The sequence below is a fragment of the Azorhizobium oxalatiphilum genome, from assembly GCF_014635325.1.
In the GTDB taxonomy this organism is placed as follows: domain Bacteria; phylum Pseudomonadota; class Alphaproteobacteria; order Rhizobiales; family Xanthobacteraceae; genus Azorhizobium; species Azorhizobium oxalatiphilum.
This window is the reverse complement of sequence record NZ_BMCT01000002.1, coordinates 97,113-118,933: the sequence shown is the minus strand read 5'-3', so window position 1 is coordinate 118,933 and position 21,821 is coordinate 97,113. Positions and strand designations below refer to the sequence as shown.

22 protein-coding genes and 1 tRNA gene are annotated in these 21,821 nt (G+C 64.5%); 8 read left to right on the top strand and 15 right to left on the bottom strand.

All coding sequences use genetic code 11. The features are described 5' to 3' along the window. Positions 1-62 precede the first annotated feature (62 nt). The 3 genes from IEW24_RS09070 to IEW24_RS09060 all read right to left on the bottom strand — a co-directional run bounded on the left by IEW24_RS09070 (position 63) and on the right by IEW24_RS09060 (position 2,338). Positions 63-569, bottom strand: coding sequence for a DUF192 domain-containing protein (locus tag IEW24_RS09070; RefSeq protein WP_188577689.1), 507 nt, complete (start codon positions 567-569; stop codon positions 63-65). A 271-nt stretch (positions 570-840) separates the two neighbouring features. Next, positions 841-1,419: a cold-shock protein gene (locus IEW24_RS09065; RefSeq protein WP_188577687.1), complete on the bottom strand. Its 579-nt coding sequence runs from the start codon at positions 1,417-1,419 to the stop codon at positions 841-843. Between the two features lie 145 nt (positions 1,420-1,564). Beyond that, complete coding sequence (locus IEW24_RS09060; protein WP_188577685.1) at positions 1,565-2,338, bottom strand: SIR2 family NAD-dependent protein deacylase; 774 nt, start codon at positions 2,336-2,338, stop codon at positions 1,565-1,567. 51 nt (positions 2,339-2,389) lie between these two features. Here IEW24_RS09060 and IEW24_RS09055 point away from each other — a divergent pair, with 51 nt between their 5' ends. Continuing rightward, a complete protein-coding gene (locus tag IEW24_RS09055; RefSeq protein WP_188577683.1) occupies positions 2,390-2,812 on the top strand; it encodes a VOC family protein in 423 nt (140 codons plus the stop codon). 382 nt (positions 2,813-3,194) lie between these two features. Beyond that, positions 3,195-3,269: transfer RNA gene (locus IEW24_RS09050), tRNA-Glu, on the top strand. A gap of 208 nt (positions 3,270-3,477) precedes the next feature. On the opposite strand, the gene IEW24_RS09045 is transcribed toward IEW24_RS09050, so the two are convergent. The 4 genes from IEW24_RS09045 to pcaQ all read right to left on the bottom strand — a co-directional run bounded on the left by IEW24_RS09045 (position 3,478) and on the right by pcaQ (position 8,838). Then, positions 3,478-4,086: a hypothetical protein gene (locus tag IEW24_RS09045; RefSeq protein ID WP_188577681.1), complete on the bottom strand. Its 609-nt coding sequence runs from the start codon at positions 4,084-4,086 to the stop codon at positions 3,478-3,480. 139 nt (positions 4,087-4,225) lie between these two features. Continuing rightward, positions 4,226-5,884: a peroxidase family protein gene (locus IEW24_RS09040; RefSeq protein WP_188577679.1), complete on the bottom strand. Its 1,659-nt coding sequence runs from the start codon at positions 5,882-5,884 to the stop codon at positions 4,226-4,228. Beyond that, on the bottom strand, positions 5,881-7,203 hold the full coding sequence (locus tag IEW24_RS09035; RefSeq protein ID WP_188577677.1) for a cytochrome P450: 1,323 nt from the start codon (positions 7,201-7,203) through the stop codon (positions 5,881-5,883). Before IEW24_RS09035 ends, IEW24_RS09040 begins: the two co-directional genes overlap by 4 nt. Before the next feature lie 687 nt (positions 7,204-7,890). Next, the gene (pcaQ, locus tag IEW24_RS09030; RefSeq protein WP_188577675.1) at positions 7,891-8,838 is read right to left on the bottom strand and encodes a pca operon transcription factor PcaQ; all 948 of its coding nucleotides are present in this window, start codon (positions 8,836-8,838) and stop codon (positions 7,891-7,893) included. Between the two features lie 97 nt (positions 8,839-8,935). Here pcaQ and pcaD point away from each other — a divergent pair, with 97 nt between their 5' ends. From pcaD to IEW24_RS09005, 5 genes are read left to right on the top strand one after another with little or no spacing between them, the layout of a single operon-like run. Continuing rightward, the gene (gene pcaD / locus IEW24_RS09025; protein WP_188578777.1) at positions 8,936-9,745 is read left to right on the top strand and encodes a 3-oxoadipate enol-lactonase; all 810 of its coding nucleotides are present in this window, start codon (positions 8,936-8,938) and stop codon (positions 9,743-9,745) included. Next, the gene (gene pcaC, locus IEW24_RS09020) at positions 9,738-10,166 is read left to right on the top strand and encodes a 4-carboxymuconolactone decarboxylase (RefSeq protein WP_188577674.1); all 429 of its coding nucleotides are present in this window, start codon (positions 9,738-9,740) and stop codon (positions 10,164-10,166) included. Before pcaD ends, pcaC begins: the two co-directional genes overlap by 8 nt. Next, complete coding sequence (gene pcaH / locus IEW24_RS09015) at positions 10,156-10,905, top strand: protocatechuate 3,4-dioxygenase subunit beta (RefSeq protein ID WP_188577672.1); 750 nt, start codon at positions 10,156-10,158, stop codon at positions 10,903-10,905. The genes pcaC and pcaH overlap by 11 nt, the downstream gene beginning before the upstream one ends. Beyond that, on the top strand, positions 10,905-11,519 hold the full coding sequence (gene pcaG, locus IEW24_RS09010) for a protocatechuate 3,4-dioxygenase subunit alpha (RefSeq protein ID WP_188577670.1): 615 nt from the start codon (positions 10,905-10,907) through the stop codon (positions 11,517-11,519). Before pcaH ends, pcaG begins: the two co-directional genes overlap by 1 nt. A gap of 39 nt (positions 11,520-11,558) precedes the next feature. Then, on the top strand, positions 11,559-12,605 hold the full coding sequence (locus IEW24_RS09005) for a 3-carboxy-cis,cis-muconate cycloisomerase (RefSeq protein ID WP_188577668.1): 1,047 nt from the start codon (positions 11,559-11,561) through the stop codon (positions 12,603-12,605). A 20-nt stretch (positions 12,606-12,625) separates the two neighbouring features. On the opposite strand, the gene IEW24_RS09000 is transcribed toward IEW24_RS09005, so the two are convergent. From IEW24_RS09000 to IEW24_RS08975, 6 genes are all read right to left on the bottom strand, one after another. After that, positions 12,626-14,524: a bifunctional sugar phosphate isomerase/epimerase/4-hydroxyphenylpyruvate dioxygenase family protein gene (locus tag IEW24_RS09000; RefSeq protein WP_188577666.1), complete on the bottom strand. Its 1,899-nt coding sequence runs from the start codon at positions 14,522-14,524 to the stop codon at positions 12,626-12,628. A 12-nt stretch (positions 14,525-14,536) separates the two neighbouring features. Beyond that, positions 14,537-15,367 (bottom strand): shikimate dehydrogenase family protein, encoded by an 831-nt coding sequence (locus tag IEW24_RS08995; protein WP_188577665.1) that lies wholly within the window; start codon positions 15,365-15,367, stop codon positions 14,537-14,539. A gap of 67 nt (positions 15,368-15,434) precedes the next feature. Next, entirely contained in the window at positions 15,435-16,166 is a 732-nt protein-coding gene (locus tag IEW24_RS08990) for an amino acid ABC transporter ATP-binding protein (RefSeq protein WP_188578776.1), read from the bottom strand. 83 nt (positions 16,167-16,249) lie between these two features. Then, complete coding sequence (locus IEW24_RS08985; protein ID WP_188577663.1) at positions 16,250-17,083, bottom strand: transporter substrate-binding domain-containing protein; 834 nt, start codon at positions 17,081-17,083, stop codon at positions 16,250-16,252. Between the two features lie 82 nt (positions 17,084-17,165). Next, on the bottom strand, positions 17,166-17,807 hold the full coding sequence (locus tag IEW24_RS08980; protein ID WP_188577661.1) for an amino acid ABC transporter permease: 642 nt from the start codon (positions 17,805-17,807) through the stop codon (positions 17,166-17,168). 10 nt (positions 17,808-17,817) lie between these two features. Continuing rightward, entirely contained in the window at positions 17,818-18,486 is a 669-nt protein-coding gene (locus tag IEW24_RS08975; RefSeq protein ID WP_188577659.1) for an amino acid ABC transporter permease, read from the bottom strand. A gap of 223 nt (positions 18,487-18,709) precedes the next feature. Between IEW24_RS08975 and IEW24_RS08970 the strand changes: the two genes are divergently transcribed. After that, positions 18,710-19,372: a TetR/AcrR family transcriptional regulator gene (locus tag IEW24_RS08970; protein WP_188577657.1), complete on the top strand. Its 663-nt coding sequence runs from the start codon at positions 18,710-18,712 to the stop codon at positions 19,370-19,372. A 24-nt stretch (positions 19,373-19,396) separates the two neighbouring features. Here the strand turns inward: IEW24_RS08970 and aroQ are convergent, their stop codons facing one another. Continuing rightward, positions 19,397-19,840, bottom strand: a complete 444-nt coding sequence (gene aroQ / locus IEW24_RS08965; RefSeq protein WP_188577655.1) for a type II 3-dehydroquinate dehydratase — start codon at positions 19,838-19,840, stop codon at positions 19,397-19,399. Between the two features lie 260 nt (positions 19,841-20,100). Next, the gene (locus tag IEW24_RS08960; RefSeq protein ID WP_188577653.1) at positions 20,101-21,783 is read right to left on the bottom strand and encodes an arylsulfatase; all 1,683 of its coding nucleotides are present in this window, start codon (positions 21,781-21,783) and stop codon (positions 20,101-20,103) included. Between the last annotated feature and the right edge of the window lie 38 nt (positions 21,784-21,821).

Below are 21,821 nucleotides of genomic sequence, written 5' to 3'. Positions count from 1 at the left end.
AATCGGGAAATCGTGGGAGGTGAGGACATGGCGTCAAGGCGAGTCGGAAGGGGGAGACCGGCTCAGCGCCCCCCGAACAGCTGGTTGCTGACCTTGTCGCCCGGCGCCACGCCCAGCTTGCGTGCCTCGCCGCCGCCGATCTCGATCACCGCCCGCACGGGCTCTCCCGACGAGATGGTGCGCTCGGAAAACGGGGTGGTGTTCGCCTCGATGCGGGCAATGCTGCCGTCGGCGCGGATGAACAGCATGTCCAGCGGGATGTAGGTGTTCTTCATCCACATGGCGACCGGCTGATCGACCTTGAAGTCGAACAGCATGCCCTGCCGCTCCGGCAGGCTCTTGCGGTTCATGAGGCCGGTGGCGCGCTGCTCGTCGGTGCGGGCGACCTCGACCTCGATGACCACCACACCCTTCTTGGTGACGATCTCGACCGCCTCGAGCGCCGCAGCCTGCACGGCGGGGCCGAGGCTGCCGGCCGCGAGGACCGTGAGCAGGGCCAGAAACGCAAGGCGACGCAGCGCCGGAATCGGGGACAGGGAACGGGAATAGCGAATGAAGGCGCCGGTCATGGAGATCTCTGGTGGCCGGATGGCTCTGGGGTGAGAGGGTAAAAGCGTATCTGGGCCGGGGACAGCATCGACGGCGTCCCACGGCTCACGACAGCGAACCCATACCATCCTCTGAGGTAGCATAGATCACAGTCAGGGTCTTTGGGATGCGGCATGGGCACTCTATCGGACGGCACGCCGCAGGATGGATGTGAACCTGCCACCCAACGCGCCCAGGGAAGCTGGCGCGTCGACGACGCAGGACGTGCGGAACGCACTTCCCGTCATGCCTTCAGTGCTTTCCGGCGGGGGTGTCCGGCGCCTTGACCTCGGTGGCCATCAGCCCCTTCGGGCCATCGCCGAACCGGACCAGAACGCTCTGTCCCGGGCGCAGTTCGGTCAATCCCTGCAACCGCAGGGTCTCCATGTGCACGAAGATGTCCGGCGTGCCTTCGCCCTGGGTGAGGAAGCCGAACCCCCGCAGGCGGTTGAACCACTTCACCGTCGCGGCCTCGAAACCGCTGGACGGCGAGACCGACACGCGGGCGCGCGTCACCGGAGCCGTGGGCTGGATGGCGGTGGACAGGTCGAGCGACAGCACTCTGAAGGCCTGCATGCCCTTGGTGCGCTTCACCGCCTCGCAGACGATGCGCGCCCCCTCCAGAGCCGTGGTGAAGCCGTCCCGCCGCAGGCAGGTCACATGGACCAGCACGTCAGGGCCGCCGCCATCGGGTACGATGAATCCGTACCCCTTCGCAGCATCGAACCATTTGATGGCTCCTGCCACTTCCACCAGATCGACCGGCTGTTCCGCCGGCTCCTCCGAAGGATTGGTCAGTCGCGGTCCGAGACCCAGCGTGTCAGACCCCATGGCAACCCCGACCCAACAAGCCCGATCCGGTACACACGATCCACCTTGATCGACGCACAATCGGGGACAGTACGGAACCTTGAGAATAGCAACTTAAAAGCCGCGCGCACACCCTTTCGTTGCAGTGCCGCGTGAGATTTTACCATCAGAGCGCCGGGCAGGCGAACGGAGCCAGTACGTCGCCGATGTCATCCCGCGCCACGAACTCCGCGAACGGATCAAAATCCGTGGGCTCACGATTGAGGATGACCAGCCGGGCGCCATTGCGCCGGGCTATCAGCGGGAAGCCGGCGGCGGGATAGACCACCAGCGAGGAGCCGAGCACGATGAAGAGGTCGCAATCCTCGCTCAGGGCAGCCGCCCGCGCCATCTCCTGCTCCGGCATGGCCTGGCCAAAGGAGATCGTCGCGCTCTTCACCGCCCCGCCGCAGGCCGGGCAATCGGGCGCCTCGCCTCCCGCCGCCTCGAACCGCTCGCGCACCCAGGCCAGTTCGTAGCGCCTGCCGCAATCGAGGCAGGTGGCGTAGGTGCCGTTGCCGTGCAGCTCCACCAGCGCCGCGTCCGGCACGCCCGAAGCCTGATGCAACCCGTCGATGTTCTGGGTGATGATGCCGGCGAGCCGTCCCTCCTCCAGCAGCCGGGCGAGCGCCACATGCCCCCTGCCCGGCAGCGCGCCGGAGAAAGCCGTATCCATGGCGAACTTGCGCCGCCACGCCTCGTTGCGCGCCGCCCGATGGGCCAGAAAATCCTGGAAGGGAATGGGCTTATTCTGGCTCCACAGCCCGCCCGGCGAGCGGAAATCGGGGATGCCGCATTCCGTGGACAGGCCCGCGCCGGTGAAGGCCACCGCATGGTGTGCCTCCGCAAACAGCGCAGTCAATTCCTGCTGCGCGGTCTTGAGATCGGCTTCAAAAGTCATACCTTGCCACCGCCGGAAACGGCATATCCCTTCCCCCGCCAAGGATCAGCCATGCGCTACCTCCACACCATGGTCCGCGTCACCGACGTCGACCGTTCGCTGGACTTCTACTGCAACAAGCTGGGGCTGAAGGAGGTCCGCCGCAAGGATGTGCCGGCGGGTCGCTTTACTCTGATTTTCCTCGCGCCCCCCGGTCAGGAGGGCGTGGCCGAGGTGGAACTGACCCATAACTGGGATCCGGAGCCTTATGACGAAGGCCGCAACTTCGGCCATCTGGCCTTCGAGGTGGACGACATCTATGCCACCTGCGAGCGCCTTCAGGCGGCGGGTGTGACCATCAACCGCCCGCCGCGCGACGGCTACATGGCCTTCGTCCGTTCGCCTGACAACATCTCGGTGGAGCTGTTGCAGAAGGGTGAGGCCAAGGCCCCGGCCGAGCCCTGGTCCTCCATGCCGAACACCGGCAAGTGGTGAGCGGCCTTCGCCGCAGCGCCTGACCACGTGAGCGCGGGGGTCGCAATGCGGCCCCCGACGCTTTTCGATTTTCGTCCCCCTGCTCCCGAGCTCATAGGCGGCCTGATCCCCGCAGCGGATTTCGACCATGGACGGCGGCTGTCGTGCACGTCGCCTATCCGCCATCATGAGGTTCGCATGTCCGGCTTTCGGCATGCGCCATGTCTTGCGCCATGTCTTTGGCCGGAGATTCTCTCTCCTGCCTGCTGAAGAGCGACTGGAGATGCGAGTTGCGGACCCTTGCGGCGCAATGGTTTCCGGCCTCTACCCACAGGCTTGAGGGGTAATGTCTTCCCTGCCACTTGCAGCCTTGGAATGGTCCTCCTATAAGGACGCCGCCGCAGCGCCCTTCGTCTATCGGTTAGGACGCCACCCTTTCACGGTGGAGAGAGGGGTTCGACTCCCCTAGGGCGCGCCAGCAATCTCAAGCATTTAGCTTGATGGACCTTCCAAAGCATCCTCCATCTGCCAAGAAAACGGCGCCGGAGCTTAGCGGCCGGCGGTGGGTCTCTGCACACGGCTCACGCATTGGTTCCGGCCGTTGGAAGCCGTTGTGTTTTTTCCGAAGAACTTGGGCCCCCTTCTCGCGCCATATGTGACACGTGTGACAGTGGCTGCGGCCGGGCTCAGAAGACCCGGGCGGTCGGCGGGTTCTTCCCGTCCTGCACCTCGATGCTCACTTCATAGTCGAGCGGCCGGGTGGTGATGACGCGCAGGCGCCCGTCAACGATGCTGATCGAATAAAGACCGGCCGTCGCCCCGTTCGGTGGAATGCAGGCGGCAGTCTCGCCGACGCGCTTGCGTTTCGTGTCAACGGTCCTGAACCGGCTGTTCGCGAAATCGATATTCGCTTTGGTCATGCGCGCGGTTCCGGTGGCGTTGCCAAAACCAGCCTCGCTGTCCTTTACGCAAGCGCCGTGATTGCCGACCTTGACCTTGGTGACATCATCGTAATGGCAGGAGCCGTCGGGCGACTTGCTCCACATCTTGTGCGCGTAGTGAAAGACTCCGCCCTCATACTTGATGAAGGCCAGCGCGAGGCACTGATAGTGTCCGCCGATCCGCTTGGTCGCTGCATTCACGGTTCGGACCTCGCCATAATAGACGGGGTCGCCAGGATCGGTGGCCCAGAATTTGAGGCGTGCAGCGATCGCGTCAGGATCGGTGATCGTCTCGGCGCCGGCTGGTGCACCCGTGAAGGTCAACAGCGTCACGGCCAATATGAATTTGCGCATCGCTTCCTCTCCCTTCGCCAAACCGGTCAACCATCGGAGGCGCCATCGTTGATCCATTGTCGTTGCTGCCGGTACTCCAACTCATTGATAGAGAAGGTCTTTCGTCTTGGATTGCGAAGCCATCAAAGCCGTACATGCTCTAGAAACTGCCGAAGCGCCGACGCCAGTCAGGCCGTGTCATGCGGACGTGCTCGGCGCGCAGATCCGCCGGCGGATTCGGGCCGATGTTCCGCGAAAGGACATCCCATAGGGTCGCAGTCCCCTCGATGACCTCCATGCCATAAGCGGTGAAGGTCTCCTTGCAATAAACCTGCTTCGACAACAGGGGGTTGTTGAGCGCTTGCGAGAAAGCGTCGAGCGCCACCATGGCCCCCAGCAACGGCGGCATCGGCGTGTTGAGGCCGGGATCCTCGGCAAACAGGCCGACATAGAAATCGACCGCGTCGGGCGACTTGTAGAGCGCAAGAAGCTCTTTCTGGCGCGAGCGGTCGCCGGTCATGCAATCGAAGTCGTCGACCGGGTTCATGCCCATCGCCTTGCGGTAGACATTGTAACCGGGAAGATGACGGTCGCGATTCTGCTTGATGGCGAGCGACTCCACCGTGAGTTGATGCTCGAGGAAAATTGCCGTGTTGTGGAGACCGAGCCGCGCAGCCGGTGTTTTGCCCGCCCATTGAAACGCCTTGGCAAGACCCGCCTCGACCAGCTTGCTGTTATCCAGCAGGATCGCGGCTGTCTCGATCTGCGCGCCGTCCCAGATCATCGTTTCCGGCACCAGAGAGTGCCAGCGGTAGAGCAGCGCGAATTCGACGGTCATCCAGTTCGGTCTGTTCCACGGCGCGCGCCAGGCCACCTGCGGATCAGCGCGGAGTTTGAAGCAGGCCGATGAGATGTGGTTGATGTACTCCTCGATCACGATCTTGATGAACAGTACGATGACGATATTGCGCGCCGTCTCGAACACACGGGTGTCGTCCCACCCCGCATTGCGCGCCTCGATCTCGCCCGCCAGCCGATTGTGCTCGCGCAGGAATAACGTGTTCAGCATCGTGACCAGCGCGGTCGAGTTCACGCGGTCGCCGCCGACCGCGAAGAGCCTACGTCTCGAGTGCTCGCCATTCGCCCAGGGCGGATCGGCGCCCATGCCAAGCGGCTTGTCGAGCAGGGACAGACCGTGATCGTCAACAAAATCGGGTGAAAGGGTGCTCGTGCCAAGCTGGTAAAGCTCGGGCGGAAACTCCTCCCCGTTGATCAGCTGCGACTTGAGGCGCCCCTTTCGACCCTCGACCTGTTCAGGCTTCGCTCTGAGCGCTGCAGTCTGCGCGAAGGTTCGTCCGTAGAGCGGCGAGAGGTCGATGTCGTGATTGGATGTCGTCCTGGTGCGATCGGTCGCGCTGGTCCGCAGGAAGCCGTCAGTCAGATACTGGGCGAATATCGGGAAGAGCAGTGTCGACTTGGGGCACTGCTGCTGTGGCCCTTGTGGCACGAAAAGCGCGGTCGTGTCCTCGATCGAAGGACAGTTCGTCGCCGCGGCGGGCAGCGGAGGCACGGCCCGGCCAAGATAGGTGCGATCGGTGAGCGAGGTCCACGACGTATAGTCGCAGAGCGTGCTCATGACATGCGGTCGGAACGCCGATGCGTTGCAGGCAGTATTGATGATGAGCCCGTTGACCAGCCGCGCGAGCAGCGGAATACGCTCGACGACGCGCCAGAAAGGCGCAAAATTCTGGAGGACGAAGACCCGCAGCCGGGGGACGAATTTGTCACGGCGCTTGCTGCGCTTGGCTTGCCCGGTCAAGCGGCGGACTCCGTTGTGTCGGTGCGAGTGACCATGCAGTGTTTCGCCGCAGTCGCCCCGCCGCTCCAGGTCACGACGAGATGCTCGGGGAAAGGGCCGCCCGCAAAGTCGATCGCACCGGCGGGATGGGCTGCACGGGCCAGGCCCGGCTGCCGCAGGAGCTGACGCACCGCTTCGGGGATCGACACCTGTCCGACGTAGCGACCGAGACACTCATGATGGCCCACGCCGAAGTGCAGATAGGCGTTCGCTGGCCTGGTGGCATCGAAGCGATCGGGGTCGGGCATGAGCGCGGCATCGAACATCGCCGATCCAGTGCAGACCGCGAGCACGGTCCCAGCCTTGACCGGCGTCGCATAGGTGGTTCCTTCGCCCAGCACACGGTCCTGCTCCACGAAGCGGAACTGGATCGTGGTGATGGGATTGAAGCGAAGCGCCTCAAATACGTATGCGTCGAAAGCAGCGATGTTGCCCGCTGCGTCGGCGGCGAGCGCTGCCTCGCGCCAATCGGCATGTTCCAGGAACTGGTCGATGATCTGCACGATCGCCTGCGAACTCGTCTCGATCGCGCCGACCAGCAATCCGCAGACATTGCTGAGCACACGTTCGGGTGAAATCCCTGCTGCGGGCGCTTGGCTGATATCGATGAGCCGGCTCACTGCATCCATGCCGCCTGACGGCGCGTACGCCCGTTTTGCGGCGAGGAAGGGCTTCAGCCACGCCCGCATCTCTTCGCCGGCCTTGTGGCAGCTCGCCAGTACATCGGCACTGAAGGGAGAATTGCGAAACATGCCGTGCTGGGTCGCAAAGGACCAGCGCAGCAAGTCGTCGCTCGGCGCAGCGAACCCGAAAATGTGCTGGACGATCGCAAGCGGCACCGCGCGTGCGATCGTCGGCACGACATCGAGACGCGGTCCCGTTGCGCCTGCTTTCCCAACGGCGTTGGCGATTGCTGCCGCGCTCACATGGCCGGCCAGCGCCCGAACCCGGGGAAGATCGTCCCAGCGCAGCAGCGCGCGCATCAGACCCTTTTCTTCCCAGTTGATCTCGGTCTCGTCGCGGGCGAGCATGAACGGCCCGACCGCCGGGTCCATCGCCCGCTGGTTGCCGCGCACCGAGTATAAACTGGGCTGCGCCAGCACGGCGAGGACGTCGGTTGCCCGCGTGACCATGGTGAATGCCGCGGTCGGAAGGATGGGCCGATCAGCGCGCAGTTCGGCATACATCGCCGGCCAATTGGAGCGCAGCCACTTGATGACGACACCGACCTGCGCCGGCGGATTGCCAGCCGCTGCGTCGAACTCGGCAAGAAACGTCATCCGCAATCCCCCGATGCCAGATTTCGTCAAATGTCGTTACTGGGTATTCTGCAGTCCAAAGCGGAGACGGTGCGAGCACGTTCTTTTCGGCGCATCGCAGCGGAACGCCAGAGGCTACCAGTTTTCGATAGCGATCGTTCGCAGATCCCTTCTACGATGCCCTTCTACGATGGCTGTATTGCGCTATTTACTGGCCTGTCCCTGCGAAGGGGGTCCCGTGAAGCAGGCGTTCGGGCCATCCGGAACTGGACATGCCAGCTCTGACTGGCCGTAAAAACGGGGATCAGGTCCTCACAGGCTTCGCCAGCGGATCACCGCAGCCAGACAGCGTAAGCGCTATTAAATATGGCTAGCATTCGCGATTTCATCACCTCCCGCGGAGATAAATGCAACGCAAAACCCTAGATCTATGCATCGACCCTGTCTACAGGACGATAATAAAAGCGTCGCCCATTGTCACGCCCCGACATTGCAAATATTTAAAGTCAAGATGTCCATTGTGATATAGTCCATCAGTCAGAAGCCCAGCGCCCTTAAGGACATGCCTGGGCGACATCGAAGCACGCCCCTCATCCTTCCGAGACACCGCCGCAGCCCACCCGTCGTCGAGTTTCCGTGAGCGATGGAGGTCGAGGCCGACGAACCGATGCGCCACGCCTTCAAAAGGCATCCTCCGGTTAGTGGCCTTCATGGCCTCCGGACGATGACGCTATGGCAATCGGACGCCTCCCGCGCCGCTTCGCGAATGGTTTGCATCACCAGAGCCAGCAACGCCGAACGCTCCGCATCCGCACGCACGGTCAATCCCACGGCTCCTCTTGTCTCTCGGGTATCTATGGGAAGCTCCAGGAGCCAGCCATCTGCGAGATCATGCGCCACGACACCGCGTGAGATGATCCACACTGCATCGGTGCGGCGCAGGAAATCACGACCGAAGGAGTCCGACACCGTCTCGATCTGGTGGGGCAAATTTGCGAGCCCATGCGCGATCAGGAGGCTGTCCACGAGCGGCCGAATGACGGAGGAAGGCGTCGGCATCAGGACGATATGCTCCCCGAGACGGGCGAACAGCTTCTCGCGGGCCTTCAGCAGCGGATGGCCCGCCCGCACGACAAATGCCACCTGCTCGGAATAGAGCATCTCGAACGAAAATCCCGCCATCTTCTCCGGCGCGGCCAGCCGTCCAACCACGACATCCAGCTGCCCCACCCGCAACTGGTCGAGCAAGACTGTATTCTCGCCCGTGACGATGCGGACCCGCCCCCAGGTTTCCGCCCTGAAGAACAGTTCCATGGCACGCGGCATGATGCGTGAGGACACCGTGGGCAGAGCCCCGACACGCACCGGCGCAACCGTGCCCTGCCCGTCCTGCGAGACGGAATCCAGCCCCTGCCGGATGGTCGCAATGGCGCTCGCGGCATATTTGAGGAACACCTCCCCATGTCGGGTAAGGCGCACGCCGCGCCCGTCGCGCTCGATCACCGCAATGCCGAGGATCTCCTCCAGCTCGCGGATGGTCTTGGTCACTGCGGGCTGGCTCACGTTCAGCAGGGCCGCGGCCCGCATCACGCTCTTCTGCCGGGCCACCTCCACAAAGGTCTGGAGGTGGCGCACCTTGATGCGGCTGTCGATCATGGAACCATAACCGTGGGGTTATTCCAGAGGCCCTAAATATCATTTTTCCTCACCGAACGCGCTGTTCAAAATGGCAGAAAAGGTGGAGGTGGCGCAGGTGCCTTTCATGCGCGTCGGGGAGGTCGCAATCCATTACCGCCTGTGCGGGAACGCCTCGCGCCAGCCGGTTGTGGTAGCCATCAATTCCCTCGGCACCGACTTCCGCATCTGGGAGACGGTGGCAGAGGAACTCGCGCCCCATGCGGCCTTCCTGCTCTATGACAAGCGCGGGCACGGCCTGTCGGATCTCGGCGCACTGCCCCAGAGCATCGAGGACCATGCCGGCGATCTGGAACGCCTTCTCGGCGCACTGGGCATCGCCCGCGTGCTCCTCTGTGGCCTGTCGGTCGGCGGGCTGATCGCGCTGGCGCTCCACCAGCGCCGCCCAGATCTCGTGGCGGGGGTAGTCTTCTGCGACACCGCCCACCGCATCGGCACCGCCGAAAGCTGGGATGCGCGCATTGCGGCGGTGGACGCGGAAGGGCTCGCCCCGCTGCTCGATCCGGTGATGGAGCGCTGGTTCACGCCGGCCTACCGGGTGGCGGAGAATGCGGACTATGCGGGCTACCGCAACATGCTGGCCCGCCAGTCACCGCAGGGCTACGCCGCCACATGCGCGGCGATCCGCGACGCGGATTACACGCAGGCGGCCCGCGCGATCACCGTGCCCGCGCTCTGCCTCGTGGGCGACCGGGACGGAGCGACCCCGCCCGACGTGGTGCGGAGCCTCGCCAACCTCATCCCGGAGGCCGGGTTCGCCGTCATCGCGGACTGCGGTCATCTCCCCTGCATCGAACAGCCCGCCGCCCTCGCCTCCCACATCCGCGCTTTCCTCGCCGCACTCACGGAGGGCTCTTCTTATGTCTGACGCCAAGCCGCTTTCGGTGCGTCACGCGCAAGGCATGGCCACCCGCCGGGCCGTGCTCGGCGGCGCACATGTGGACAGGGCGCAAGCACTGACCACGCCCTTCGATGCCCCCTTTCAGGAGCTGATCACCGAGGCCGCCTGGGGGCACGTGTGGTCCCGCCCGGACTTCACCCCTCGCGAACGCTCCATCGTCACCATCGCCCTGCTGGCGGCCCTCGGCCAGGACGAGGAAGTGGCCATGCACATCCGCGCCACGGTCAACACCGGCGCAACGCGCGAGGACGTGCGCGAGGCTCTCCTGCATGTGGCCATCTATGCGGGCGTTCCCGCCGCCAATCACGCGATCAAGATTGCGAAGAAGACGTTTGATCAGCTGGACGCCGATGCCGCGTTCGGCGGGGAGGAACAGGATGTTCGATAAATCCAACAGCCAGCCCGAAACCGGCCCCTTCTTCGCCCGCGACCGGAGCTGGCATCCGCCGGCCTACACCCCCGGCTACAAGACCTCTGTCCTGCGTTCGCCGCAGCGGGCTCTGCTCTCGCTGGGCAGCACGCTCAGCGAAATCACCGGCCCGGTGTTCGGTCATGCCATGATCGGCGAGCTGGACAACGACCTCATCCATAATTTCGCTCGCCCCGGCGAGAGCGCCATCGGCGAACGCATCATCGTCCATGGCCGGGTGCTGGACGAGCGCGGGCGCGCGGTACCCAACGTGCTGGTGGAGTTCTGGCAGGCCAATGCGGGAGGGCGCTACCGGCACAAGAAGGAAACCTATCTGGCCGCCATCGACCCCAATTTCGGTGGCTGCGGACGCACCATCACCGATGCGGACGGCGCCTATGCCTTCCGCACCATTCGGCCCGGCGCCTATCCCTGGCCGAACGGTGTGAATGACTGGCGCCCGGCCCACATCCATTTCTCCATCTTCGGCCACGGCTTCGTGCAGCGCCTGATCACCCAGATGTATTTCGAGGGCGACCCCATGATCTGGAAATGCCCGATCGTGAACGCGATCCCCGACCGCTCCGCCATCGAGCAGCTGATCGCGCCCATGGACTGGGGCAATACGGTGCCCATGGACAGCCGCGCCTACAAGTTCGACATCGTGCTGCGCGGCCGGCGCTCGACCCTGTTCGAGAACCGCAGGGAGGGCAACTGATGGCCCAGTCCCTCGGCTATCTGAAGGAAACCCCCTCCCAGACCGCAGGCCCGTATGTGCATATCGGCCTGACCCCGAACTTCTGCGATATCACCGGTGTCTACCCGCAGGATCTTGGCACCGCCCTGGTGAACGAACGCACGCAGGGGGAGCGCATCGTCATCACCGGCAGGGTGTTCGACGGAGCCGGTGCGCCGCTGAAGGACGCCGTTGTCGAGATCTGGCAGGCGGACGCGGCCGGGCTCTACAACAGCCCCAGCGAGACCCGCGGCAGCGCCGACCCGCACTTTGCCGGCTGGGGCCGCGGCCCCGCGGACGCCGTAACGGGCGAATTCCGCTTCGAGACCATCAAGCCCGGTCGGGTGCCCTATCCTGACGGTCGCCCGATGGCACCGCACGTCACGCTATGGATCGTAGCGCGCGGCATCAACATCGGGCTGCATACGCGCCTTTATTTTCCGGACGAGGCACAGGCCAATGCCGCCGACCCCGTGCTGGCCCGCATCGAGCACAGGGATCGGGTGTCGACCCTGATCGCCACCGGCACCGCCCCGCATTATGTGTTCGACATCCATCTCCAGGGGCCGCAGGAAACCGTCTTCTTCGACATCTGAGAAGGAGACACACCGGAAGCGGGATGATCGAGCAGAGACATGGGCACTACCGCATTCGACCACCCCTGGCTCTCCGGCCTGCTCGGCGACGCGGAAACGCGCGACGCCCTGTCGCCAGCGCGGGAGATCGCGGCCATGCTCGCCTTCGAGGTCGCGCTCGCCGAAGCGCAGGCGCGCCATGGCCTCGTGCCAGAGGCGTCAGCGTCCGGGATCCGGCGCGTCTGCTCTGCTTTCACGCCCGACATGGCCGCGCTTGCGGCGGCGACTTCGCGTGATGGCGTAGTGGTGCCGGAATTGGTGCGTCAGCTGCGGCAGGCGGTCGGAGCCGCCCATGCGTCTCACGTCCATCTGGGGGCCACCAGCCAGGATGTGATCGATACCGCGCTGATGCTCCGCCTCAAGCCCATCCTCGTGCTGATGCAGCAGCGCCTCGGCCGGATCACGGACCGTCTCGACGCGCTGAACACCGCGTTCGGCACGCGGCCTCTCATGGGGCGCACGCGCATGCAGGCGGCCACGCCCATCACCGTCGCCGACCGCCTCGGTGCGTGGCGCGCGCCGTTGGCGTCCCACGCTGCCCGGTTGGCGGCCCTGCGACTGCCGGTGCAGTTTGGCGGCGCTACGGGCACGTTGGCAGCCCTTGGACATCACGGACCGACCGTACGGGGGACGCTGGCGGACCTTCTCGGCCTAGCCGATCTCGCCCAATGGCATACCGATCGCACGCTCATCATGGATATCGGCCACGCGATGGCACTCATCACCGGCAGCCTCGGCAAGCTCGGGCAGGATGTGGCGCTGATGGCCCAGATGGGAGAGGAGATCGCGCTCTCCGGCGGTGGCGGCTCTTCCGCCATGCCGCACAAACAGAATCCGGTGGCCGCCGAAATGCTGGTGGCACTGGCCCGCTTCACCGCCGGCGCGACGGGGACACTGCAACAGGCCATGGTCCACGAGCAGGAGCGCTCGGGCGCTGCATGGACGGTGGAATGGCTCGTGCTGCCGCAGATGGTCCTTGCCTGCGGCGGCGCGCTACGTCTCGCCGAGGAACTGCTCGGCAACATCCGGCGGCTGGGTCCGGCCTAGCAACAGCAGGGCGCGCCCCTTCACTCGAAGGGCGCAGCCTCCATCTGCTGCAAGCGCGCCTGCGCCGCCAGCCGGATGCCGGCATTCGCCGCGCCATAGCCCTCATAGCCGTCGCGCTGGACGATCTCGAAGAACAGCCCGCCTTCCAGCGGCACGGTATAGGCCTGCCGGAACTCGCCGGCACCATCCCGGTCATAGAGGATGCCCAGCGCGCGCATCCGCGCGATCTCCTCCGGCGGCAAATCGGTGCGCGCCTCAAGGTCGTCGTAGTAATTTTCCGGGATCGTCAGCAGGGGCACGCCAGCGGCGCGCAGACGACCCACGGTGGCCACGATGTCGGACGCGGCGAAGGCCACGTGCTGGACACCGGAACCGAACGCCTCATGGATAAAGCGTGCGGACAGGGTGCGATGGCTCTGCGAGCCGTTCAGGATCAGCCTGAGCCCCTGCCCGGCCGTGCTGTCGAGGCCGCTCTCCACCACCTGACTCTGGACCACCCCGCCGGGGTCCATCACCGCCTGGCTCGGCGTCTTGCGGGTGTCGAACAGCGAAGAATAGAACAGGAGCCACGTCAGCATTTCCTCATACTGCATGGTCTGGGCGACGTGATCGACGTGCAGCAGCCCCACGCCCTGCACGGCGTTGAGCGAGGGCTCGAAATCCACCAGCGACCAGCGCCCCAGCGCCGAGGCCCGGTCGAGGAAATACACCAGACTGCCGCCCACCCCGCGCACCGCTGGAATATCGAGTTCGCCCGGCCCGATGGCGCCCGCATAGGGCACGTCGCGCAGCGCGCGGGTGCGCTCGATCGCCGCCCGCGCATCGGGCACCCGCAAGGCCAGCGCGCAGACCGACGTGCCGTGGGTGATCTGATAGCTGTGCGCAAAGCCCTCCGCATCGCTGTTGAGCACGATGCGGATGTCGCCTTGGCTCCAGAGCGTCACGTCCTTCGAGCGATGCCGCCCGGCCTGGGCAAAGCCGAGGGCGGCCAGCAGATGCTCCAGGCTGGGGCGCGCGGTCTCCGAGACGGCGAACTCGATGAACTCCACCGCCTCCACCGGCCCCGGCGGCGGCATCGGCACCGCGCCCGGCACCGGACGGCGGTGCCGTCGCGCGGTCTCGTCCAGCAGCCAGATCAGCGAGCGATGGCCATCCAGCGCCACCGAGCGCGCCGAGCCGGCGCGGAAGCGGTCGTTGAAGATCTCCAGCGACAGCACGCCGTCATAACCGGTGCTCACGAGGGCATCCATGAAGCCGGACAGATCGAGATCGCCCTGCCCCGGCAGGCAGCGCCAGTGCCGGCTCCACGAGAGGGGATCCAGTTGCAGCAGCGGAGCATCCGCCATCTGCACCATGGCGATCTTCTCGCGCGGAATGCGCCCCATGGAGGCCAGCTCCAGCCCCCGCGCGAGGATGTGGAAGCTGTCCAGAACGACGCCCACATTGGGGCGGTCCGCGCGGCGCACGATCTCCCAGGCATCGCGATAATCGAAGACATGGCGCCCCCAGGAGAGCGCCTCATAGCCCACACGCAGGCCCCGCTGCGCCGCCCGCTCGCCCAGCTCCACGAAATCCTGCACCTGGCGATCCATGCCACCCAGCGCTTCAGGGGAGACATTCGAGCAGACGAACAGCAGGTCGCTGCCCAGCTCCTGCAACAGGTCGAACTTACGCTCGGCCCTATCGAAAGTACGCTGCCGCCGCGCCTCCGGCATGCCCTCGAAATCGCGGAACGGCTGGCAGGTGATGATGGCGAGGCCAAGATCGGCACAGATCCGCCGCACCTCGGCGGGCGAGCCGGGAAAGGCGATCAGGTCGTTCTCGAATATTTCGACCATGGGGAAGCCCGCCGCCGCGATGGCCTCCAGCTTTTCCACGAGAGTTCCGGCAACGCACACGGTGGCAATGGAGGGGATCATGGCACGCTCCTTTCACACGAGCCGCGCACTGGTGCGCAGTTCGTCCGCTGTGGTGGACGGCAGGCCGAAGAACTCGAGATAGGCGGGTATCTGCTCGAACAGCATGTCGGTGCCCACCTGGAACGCGCATCCGCGCGCGCGGACGGCGGCCAGGAAGGGAGTGACCTCATGCGTCATCACCACCTCGCCCACGAAGGCGGAAGGCGCGATGCGGGCCACGTCCACAGGAAGCGGATCGCCTGCACGCATGCCGAGCGGCGTGGCATTGACGACGATGTCGAAGCCTGCGGGATCATCCGTTCCCATCGCCACATGCAGGCCGGGATAATGGCGGGAGAGGCGCCCGCCCAGCGCCTCGGCGATCCCTCCCTGATGATCGAACAGGCCGAGTTCCGCCACACCGGCCTTCGCGAGCGAAGCGGCAATGGCCGACCCGACCCCGCCAGCACCGACCACAAGCGCCCGCGCGCCGGCAATGGCGCGCCCCTTGCGACGAAGGCCGCGCACGAACCCTTCCCCGTCGAACATGTCGCCGATCAGCCGGCCGTCCCCGTCACGCCGCACCGCATTGCAGGCCCCAGCGATGGCGGCGGTGGGCGAGACCTCGTCCACCAGCGCAAGGGTGGCCACCTTGTGCGGCATGGTGATCAGGGTGCCCAGCACATTGGTCAGGCCGAAGAACAGCTTGAGGAAGGCCGGATAGTCTGCGCTGCGGCACCCCAGCGGCACCACCACGGCGTCGATGCCCTCGCGTTCGAAATAGGGGTTGTAGATCATCGGCGACTTGAAGCTTTCGGTCGGAAAGCCGATGTGGCCGATAAGCCGTGTTGTTCCCGTGATCATGCCGTGTCCCGATCCGCTCGACGGGCAGGGTCCCCGCTCCTGCCCGGATATGCCGCCTTCCGCGCCCTTAATGGGACCGCAGGATCTCGCCGAGAAATTTGCGCGTGCGCGCATGGCGCGGCTGGGTGAAGAAGATATCGGGCGGCGCCTCCTCGACGATGCTGCCCTCGGCCATGAAGATGACCCGATCCGCCACCTGCCGCGCGAAGCCCATTTCATGCGTCACGCAGATCATGGTCATGCCCTCCTCCGCGAGCGCGACCATGGTGTCCAGCACCTCCTTGACCATCTCCGGATCAAGGGCGGATGTGGGCTCGTCGAACAGCATCACGCTCGGGCGCATGCACAGCGCCCTGGCGATAGCGACGCGCTGCTGCTGGCCGCCGGACAGCTGGGCGGGGTATTTATCCGCCTGCTCGATGATCTTGACCCGCGCCAGCAGATCGCGCGCCGTCGCCTCGGCCTCCTTGCGGCCGATGCCAAGCGCCCGCATGGGCGCCAGCATGCAGTTCCGCAGCACGCTCATGTGCGGGAACAGGTTGAAGTGCTGGAACACCATGCCCACCTCGCGGCGCACAGCGTCGATGGTACGGCCGTCATCGCCCAGCAGCGTGCCGCCGACCCGGATCTCGCCCTTCTGATAGGCTTCCAGATGGTTGATGCAGCGGATGAGCGTGGACTTGCCGGACCCGGACGGCCCGCACAGGACGATCTTCTCGCCCCGGCGGACCGACAGGTTGATACCGGACAGGGCCTGAAAGCTGCCATACCACTTCTCGACCTCGGCCATGACGATCATGGCTTCCGCGGCGGTTCCGCTCATGGCGGTGTCATGCCTCGTCATGGCCAGTTCTCCTCGTGCTGTGACCAGCGAGCCGCTGATCATCCGGCGGTGAAGGGCACGCCCTCGATGCTGTCCGGGAACTGCGGCACCGGCACCTTCATCCACTTGTCGTAGATCTTCTGCAGCTCGCCATTGGCCTTGATCTTGTCGATGAAGGCGTTGATGGAGGCGTTGAATTCCTTCTCGCCGAGGCGTGTACAGGCGCCGTTGTAGAGCTTCTGGAATTCCAGCTTGTTCTCGAACACGCCGGGCTTGGCCTGATCGATACGCTGCAGATAGAAGATGTTGCCGCCCAGCGCCTGCACCTGCCCGGACACGAGCGCCTGAATGCTGGCCGCATCGCCGTCATAGCGGCGGATGGTGGTGCCGGAGGGGGCGTTCTTCGTCACCTGCGTATCCTGCGCCGCGCCCTTGGCGACGCCGATGGTGTATTTGCCCATGTCGGCCGGGCTCTTGATCTCATCGGCCTTGGGGCCGATCAGCACGATGGCGTTCGCCACATAGGGCTTGCTGAACTGCACGGCCTTGGCCCGTTCCGGCAGCATGGCCATGGTGGCGAAGAGCACGTCCACCCGGCCCGCCGTCAGCGCCGGAATGCGGTTGTTCACCTCCAGCGGCATGAACTCCACCGGCACGCCCAGCTCCTGTCCATAGAGGCGGGCGATGTCGGCGTCGATGCCATCCTGCTTGCCTTCACTGGTGACGAAGCCCCAGGGGGCGTTATCGCCCTGGATGCCGACGATCAGCTTGCCGCGGGCCTTGATCTCCGCGGGCGTGATGGCGGCGGCGGGCCCAGGCGCGAATATGGGAAAAGCGAGCGCTGTGGCGAGCGCAGCGACGACGAAACGACGATTTGGCGCAAAGCGGTTCATCTGTTTTCTCCCTTCGAGGTTTTTGTTTTGCGGTCTTTCTGTCCGTTCCTGTCCGGTGTTCCCGTTGGTTCCTGGCCCGCCCTCAGCGCTCGGCAGCAGCGAGGCGGCGTTCGAGATGCGCGCCGTAAAGCGACAGCGGCCAGCACATCAGGAAGTAGAGAATGCCGACCACTCCGAACACGAGCAGCGGCTTGAAGATCTGGTTGGAGACCATGTTTCCGGCCCGTGCCAGTTCGGTGAAGCCGACGATGGAGGCAAGCGAGGTGCCTTTGATCAGCTGCACAAGAAAGCCGATGGTCGCCGGCAGGGAGATGCGCAACGCCTGCGGCAGCACCACATCCTTCATGCGGGACACATATTTCAGGCTCAGCGCGCTGGAGGCCTCCGTCTGGCCGCGCGGCACCGCCTGGATGGCGCCGCGCCAGATCTCGCCCAGATACGCGCTGGCATGCAGGGTGAAGCCGAGCGAGACGGCGACCCAGGCGTTCAGATGCAGGCCGAGCAGTGCCAGCCCGTAATAGACCACGAACAGCTGCATCAGCAGGGGCGTGCCCTGAAAGAGAGCGATGTAGCCCGCCGTCGCGCGCTCCAGCGGCACGATGCCGGACGTGCGCATCAGTGCGATGGCAAGGCCCCCGGCACACCCGAACACGAAGGCGATGGCCGAGAGCGCCACGGTCCATTTCAGACCCGAGAGGAGGAAGAGGAATTCACCGAGATTCATTCCGCCCTCCTCACTTTACCGGATAGCTGAAATAGCGGGCGGAGATCAGCGAGAAGAAGGCCATCATCATCCACGAGATGACGAGATACATCAAAGTGATGGTGCCGAAGACCTCGAAGCTGCGGAAGGTCTCGGACTCGATCCGCTGCGCCACCGAGGTGAGTTCATAGGCGGAGATCGCCGAGGCGACGCTGGTGGTGAGCGTCAGCATCACGAACTGGCTGGCGAGAGAGGGAAAGACCGCCCGCAGCGCAGGCTTCAGCACGATCAGCCGGAACACGAGCGCCCTGTGCAGGCCGAGGGCGAGGCCGGCCTCGATCTGTCCCTTGCTGATGGACTGTACGCCGCCCCGGATGATCTCGATGGCATACGCCCCCCCATTGATGCCCAGCGCGATGATGGCGGTGGGAGTCGGATCGAGGCGCAGGCCGGCGAGCGGCAAGGCGAAATAGATGAAGAAGATCTGCACCAGAAACGGTGTGTTGCGGATCAGCTCCACGAAGGCCTTCACCGCCCAGCGGCAGGCGGGGAAACGCGAATCCCGCAGCACCACTCCGCCGATGCCGATGATGATCGCCAGCAGCATGCCCCCAAGGGCGAGCAGAAAGGTGCCGAGGCATCCGGCGAGCAGGTCCGGAAGCCCATCGATGACCGGCGTGAAATCCAGCACGTAGTTCATGGCGTTTCCTCGACGGCCGGCCTTCTAGGAGCCGGTCCGTTGCGGTTTATGCCGGCGCTTCTGCGAGCGCCTGGGATCGAGAGCGCACCGGACACCCGGCTTGCGCAAATTTTCTGCTACCATTGAAATGTACCAGATGGTTCATTTGGTCAAGCCAAATGGACCACGCAGTACATTTGGTTCGCAAACCCAGTGAGCGTAACGGTCGGCGGCGACGGATGTGATGGACAAGACCGAGATTTCAACGCGGCCCGAACGCAAGACGCAGTCCTGGACACAGGACCCGGAAGGTGTGCGCCGCAACATCCTTGAAGCCGCCCGCATCGAGTTCGTCGAGCATGGGCTCAGGGGCGCGCGGGTGGACGAGATCGCCGCCAAGACCGCCACCAGCAAGCGGATGATCTATTATTATTTCGGGGACAAGGAGGGGCTCTATCGCGCCGTGCTGGAGGCCATGTACGAGCGCATTCGCAGCTTCGAGCGCGGCCTCGATCTCTCGGCGCTGCCCCCCCGCGAGGCGATGGCGAAACTGGCCGGCTTCACCTTCGACTATCACGCCGAAAATCCGGATTTCGTACGGATGGTGATGATCGAGAACATCCACCACGCCCGTCATCTCTCCAGCTCGGCCAAGATTGCCGAGTTGAACCTGTCCATCATCGGCGTGATCCGGGACATTTATGAGCGCGGCGTTGCCCAGCGTCTGTTCCGGCCCGGCCTCTCGCCGCTCGACATCCACCTGACCACCAGCGCGCTGAGCTTCTACAACGTGTCGAACCGTGCCACGATCCGGCAGGTGTTCGATCACGACATGGGCGCGCCGGAGGTGTTGGCGCGGCGCCGGCAGACGGTGGTGGAGACCATTCTCGCCATGCTCCGGCGCTGAGCTCCCCGCTCCCGGCGCCGGGCCTCAGCCCTTGGCGAGCAGAGCTGCCATGGCCTCCAGCGCCAGCAGGTAGCCATTGGCACCGAAGCCGATGAGGATGCCAGTGGCCACCGGCGAAACCAGCGACTTGTGGTAGATGCTCTCGCGTGCATGGACGTTGGAGATGTGCAGCTCGATCTTCGGCCCGTCGAACATCTTCAACGCATCCATCAGGGCCACCGAGGTGAAGGTATAGCCTGCGGGATTAATGATGATGCCGGCGCCATTCTCCCGCGCCTCATGCACGCTCTCGACCAGTTCGCCCTCGAAATTCGTCTGCCGGAAATCGACCTCGAACCCGAGCGCATGCGCCCGCTCCGTACAGCTGTCGGCAATCTCCTTCAGGGTCGTGGACCCGTAGATGGCAGGCTCGCGCTGGCCCAGCAGGTTGAGATTGGGCCCATTCAAAACATAGATGCGATGCGCCATTTTTTGTTTCCCCCTTTTTGTCTTATCCGCACGGCATCATGGCGCCAGGTGAGCCCGAAATGCTACCGGCAGATCCGCCTAATGTGGCACGACGCACACTGCGCCAGATCCCGGCAGAGCACGTCCTGAAAGACATCGACAAGTTCATCGACCACATCGGCATGCGAGATCTGAGATCACGTCTTCCGTACACGTGTCAGAGATCAGGGGGTTGAGCCGGGTGGGCAGGGGCACCTGTCGGCGCCCCCGCCGGTTTCGCTTCATCGTGCGGGCGTCAGACGCTCGATGTCCTGTATGCGCTTCAACGCCGCCTGCTGGCGGAGCATCCCATAGTTGATGCCGCCCGCGTTGAGCGTACTTCCCTCCTGATAGGGGAACTGATCGAAGTCGGCGAAGAACTCCTTGATCTTCCCCTGTATGGGCACAAGCAGCCACATGTTCCGGGCCAGGAACTCGATGGCCCCGCCCCCTTCCTTCATCCCGCGTTCGTATGGGTCCATTCGCAGATTGGCGATGACAGCCCAGCTCGGCGTCTCGCGCAAAGCCGTCGCGATATTGCCCTCGCTGGCGACCGCAAAACTGAGCTTCCAGTCATTCCAGCGGATGGCATTCAGATTGCCGCCCTGATCGAAATAATACATGGCGTCTCGCGGCGGGGTCTTGGCATCACCCTTGAGCAGCGATGTCAGGTCGTAGCCATCCAGATGCACCTTGAAGGTCTTTGTCCCCGAGGTGAAACCCGTCTTCATGGTCTCCTTCAGGTTCGGAATGCCGGCCGCAGTCGCAAAGGTCGGCATCCAGTCCATCAGCGTCACGATGTCGTTGATCGTCGTGCCCGGCTTCACCACGCCGGGCCAGCGCACCATCATGGGAATGCGCATGCCGCCCTCCCACGTGGTCCCCTTCTCGCCATGGAACGGCGTCATGGCGCCGTCCGGCCACAGGGCGAGTTCGGCGCCGTTGTCAGTGGTGTAGAGGACGATGGTGTTGTCCGTAATGCCTAGATCGTCCAGCTGTTTCAGCAGCTGCCCCACGTGCCCGTCATGCTCGGCCATGCCGTCGGCGTGCAGGCCCTTGCCGGTCTTGCCGTTACTCTCGGCCTTCAGGTGTGTGAAGACATGCATGCGGGTGGCGTTGAACCAGACGAAGAACGGCTTCGACGCCTTGTGCTGGCGATCGATGAAGTCCTTCGCGGCGGTGAGGAATTCCTCGTCCACCGTCTCCATGCGCTTGGTATTGAGCGGTCCCGTATCCTCCATCTTGCCGTCTGCGCTGGAGCGGATCACGCCGCGCGGGCCGTACTTCTTCCGGAATTCCGGATCCTTCGGATAAAAATAGCCCTCCGGCTCCTCCTCCGCGTTGAGGTGGTAGAGGTTGCCGAAGAATTCGTCGAAGCCGTGGTTCGTGGGCAGATGCTGGTCCTGATCGCCCAGATGGTTCTTGCCGAACTGGCCGGTAGCATAGCCCTTGGTCTTCATCACGTCGGCGATGGTCGGCATCCAGTCGACGATGCCATGGGGATCACCCGGCATGCCGATGGTCAGGAGCCCCGTGCGGAAGGGTTCCTGCCCCAGAATGAAGGAGGCACGGCCGGCGGTGCAGCTCTGCTGGCCGTAGGAATCCGTGAAAAGCGCCCCCTCATTGGCGATACGGTCGATGTTGGGCGTGCGATAGCCCATCAGCCCCATTGTGTAGGCGCTGATCTGCGAGATGCCGATGTCGTCGCCGAAGATCACCAGAATGTTCGGCGGCCTGCCTCCCGCTGCCGGGGCGGCAGCCGGGGCCGGCGCCGGAGAAGGGGCCTGGGCCGGTCGCGTCTGCGCGACGGTGCTCCCGCCGGTCCCGAGCGTGGCTGCTGCGGCGACCAGCGCCGTGGATCCCGCCAGAAGAGACCGGCGAGACCAGTTTGCGTTATGGTCTGCATTATCCCGTTCACGTGACATCACCTTCTCCTTTTTGATCTGATCAGCAATTTTCCGAT

What these genes read in the sequence shown, in the direction of transcription:
- IEW24_RS09070 (WP_188577689.1), bottom strand. Translation starts at nt 569, where the DNA reads ATGACCGGCGCCTTCATTCGCTATTCCCGTTCCCTGTCCCCGATTCCG.
- IEW24_RS09065 (WP_188577687.1), bottom strand. Translation starts at nt 1,419, where the DNA reads ATGGGGTCTGACACGCTGGGTCTCGGACCGCGACTGACCAATCCTTCG.
- IEW24_RS09060 (WP_188577685.1), bottom strand. Translation starts at nt 2,338, where the DNA reads ATGACTTTTGAAGCCGATCTCAAGACCGCGCAGCAGGAATTGACTGCG.
- IEW24_RS09055 (WP_188577683.1), top strand. Translation starts at nt 2,390, where the DNA reads ATGCGCTACCTCCACACCATGGTCCGCGTCACCGACGTCGACCGTTCG.
- IEW24_RS09045 (WP_188577681.1), bottom strand. Translation starts at nt 4,086, where the DNA reads ATGCGCAAATTCATATTGGCCGTGACGCTGTTGACCTTCACGGGTGCA.
- IEW24_RS09035 (WP_188577677.1), bottom strand. Translation starts at nt 7,203, where the DNA reads ATGACGTTTCTTGCCGAGTTCGACGCAGCGGCTGGCAATCCGCCGGCG.
- pcaQ (WP_188577675.1), bottom strand. Translation starts at nt 8,838, where the DNA reads ATGATCGACAGCCGCATCAAGGTGCGCCACCTCCAGACCTTTGTGGAG.
- pcaC (WP_188577674.1), top strand. Translation starts at nt 9,738, where the DNA reads ATGTCTGACGCCAAGCCGCTTTCGGTGCGTCACGCGCAAGGCATGGCC.
- pcaH (WP_188577672.1), top strand. Translation starts at nt 10,156, where the DNA reads ATGTTCGATAAATCCAACAGCCAGCCCGAAACCGGCCCCTTCTTCGCC.
- pcaG (WP_188577670.1), top strand. Translation starts at nt 10,905, where the DNA reads ATGGCCCAGTCCCTCGGCTATCTGAAGGAAACCCCCTCCCAGACCGCA.
- IEW24_RS09005 (WP_188577668.1), top strand. Translation starts at nt 11,559, where the DNA reads ATGGGCACTACCGCATTCGACCACCCCTGGCTCTCCGGCCTGCTCGGC.
- IEW24_RS09000 (WP_188577666.1), bottom strand. Translation starts at nt 14,524, where the DNA reads ATGATCCCCTCCATTGCCACCGTGTGCGTTGCCGGAACTCTCGTGGAA.
- IEW24_RS08995 (WP_188577665.1), bottom strand. Translation starts at nt 15,367, where the DNA reads ATGATCACGGGAACAACACGGCTTATCGGCCACATCGGCTTTCCGACC.
- IEW24_RS08990 (WP_188578776.1), bottom strand. Translation starts at nt 16,166, where the DNA reads ATGATCGTCATGGCCGAGGTCGAGAAGTGGTATGGCAGCTTTCAGGCC.
- IEW24_RS08985 (WP_188577663.1), bottom strand. Translation starts at nt 17,083, where the DNA reads ATGAACCGCTTTGCGCCAAATCGTCGTTTCGTCGTCGCTGCGCTCGCC.
- IEW24_RS08980 (WP_188577661.1), bottom strand. Translation starts at nt 17,807, where the DNA reads ATGAATCTCGGTGAATTCCTCTTCCTCCTCTCGGGTCTGAAATGGACC.
- IEW24_RS08975 (WP_188577659.1), bottom strand. Translation starts at nt 18,486, where the DNA reads ATGAACTACGTGCTGGATTTCACGCCGGTCATCGATGGGCTTCCGGAC.
- IEW24_RS08970 (WP_188577657.1), top strand. Translation starts at nt 18,710, where the DNA reads ATGGACAAGACCGAGATTTCAACGCGGCCCGAACGCAAGACGCAGTCC.
- aroQ (WP_188577655.1), bottom strand. Translation starts at nt 19,840, where the DNA reads ATGGCGCATCGCATCTATGTTTTGAATGGGCCCAATCTCAACCTGCTG.
- IEW24_RS08960 (WP_188577653.1), bottom strand. Translation starts at nt 21,783, where the DNA reads ATGTCACGTGAACGGGATAATGCAGACCATAACGCAAACTGGTCTCGC.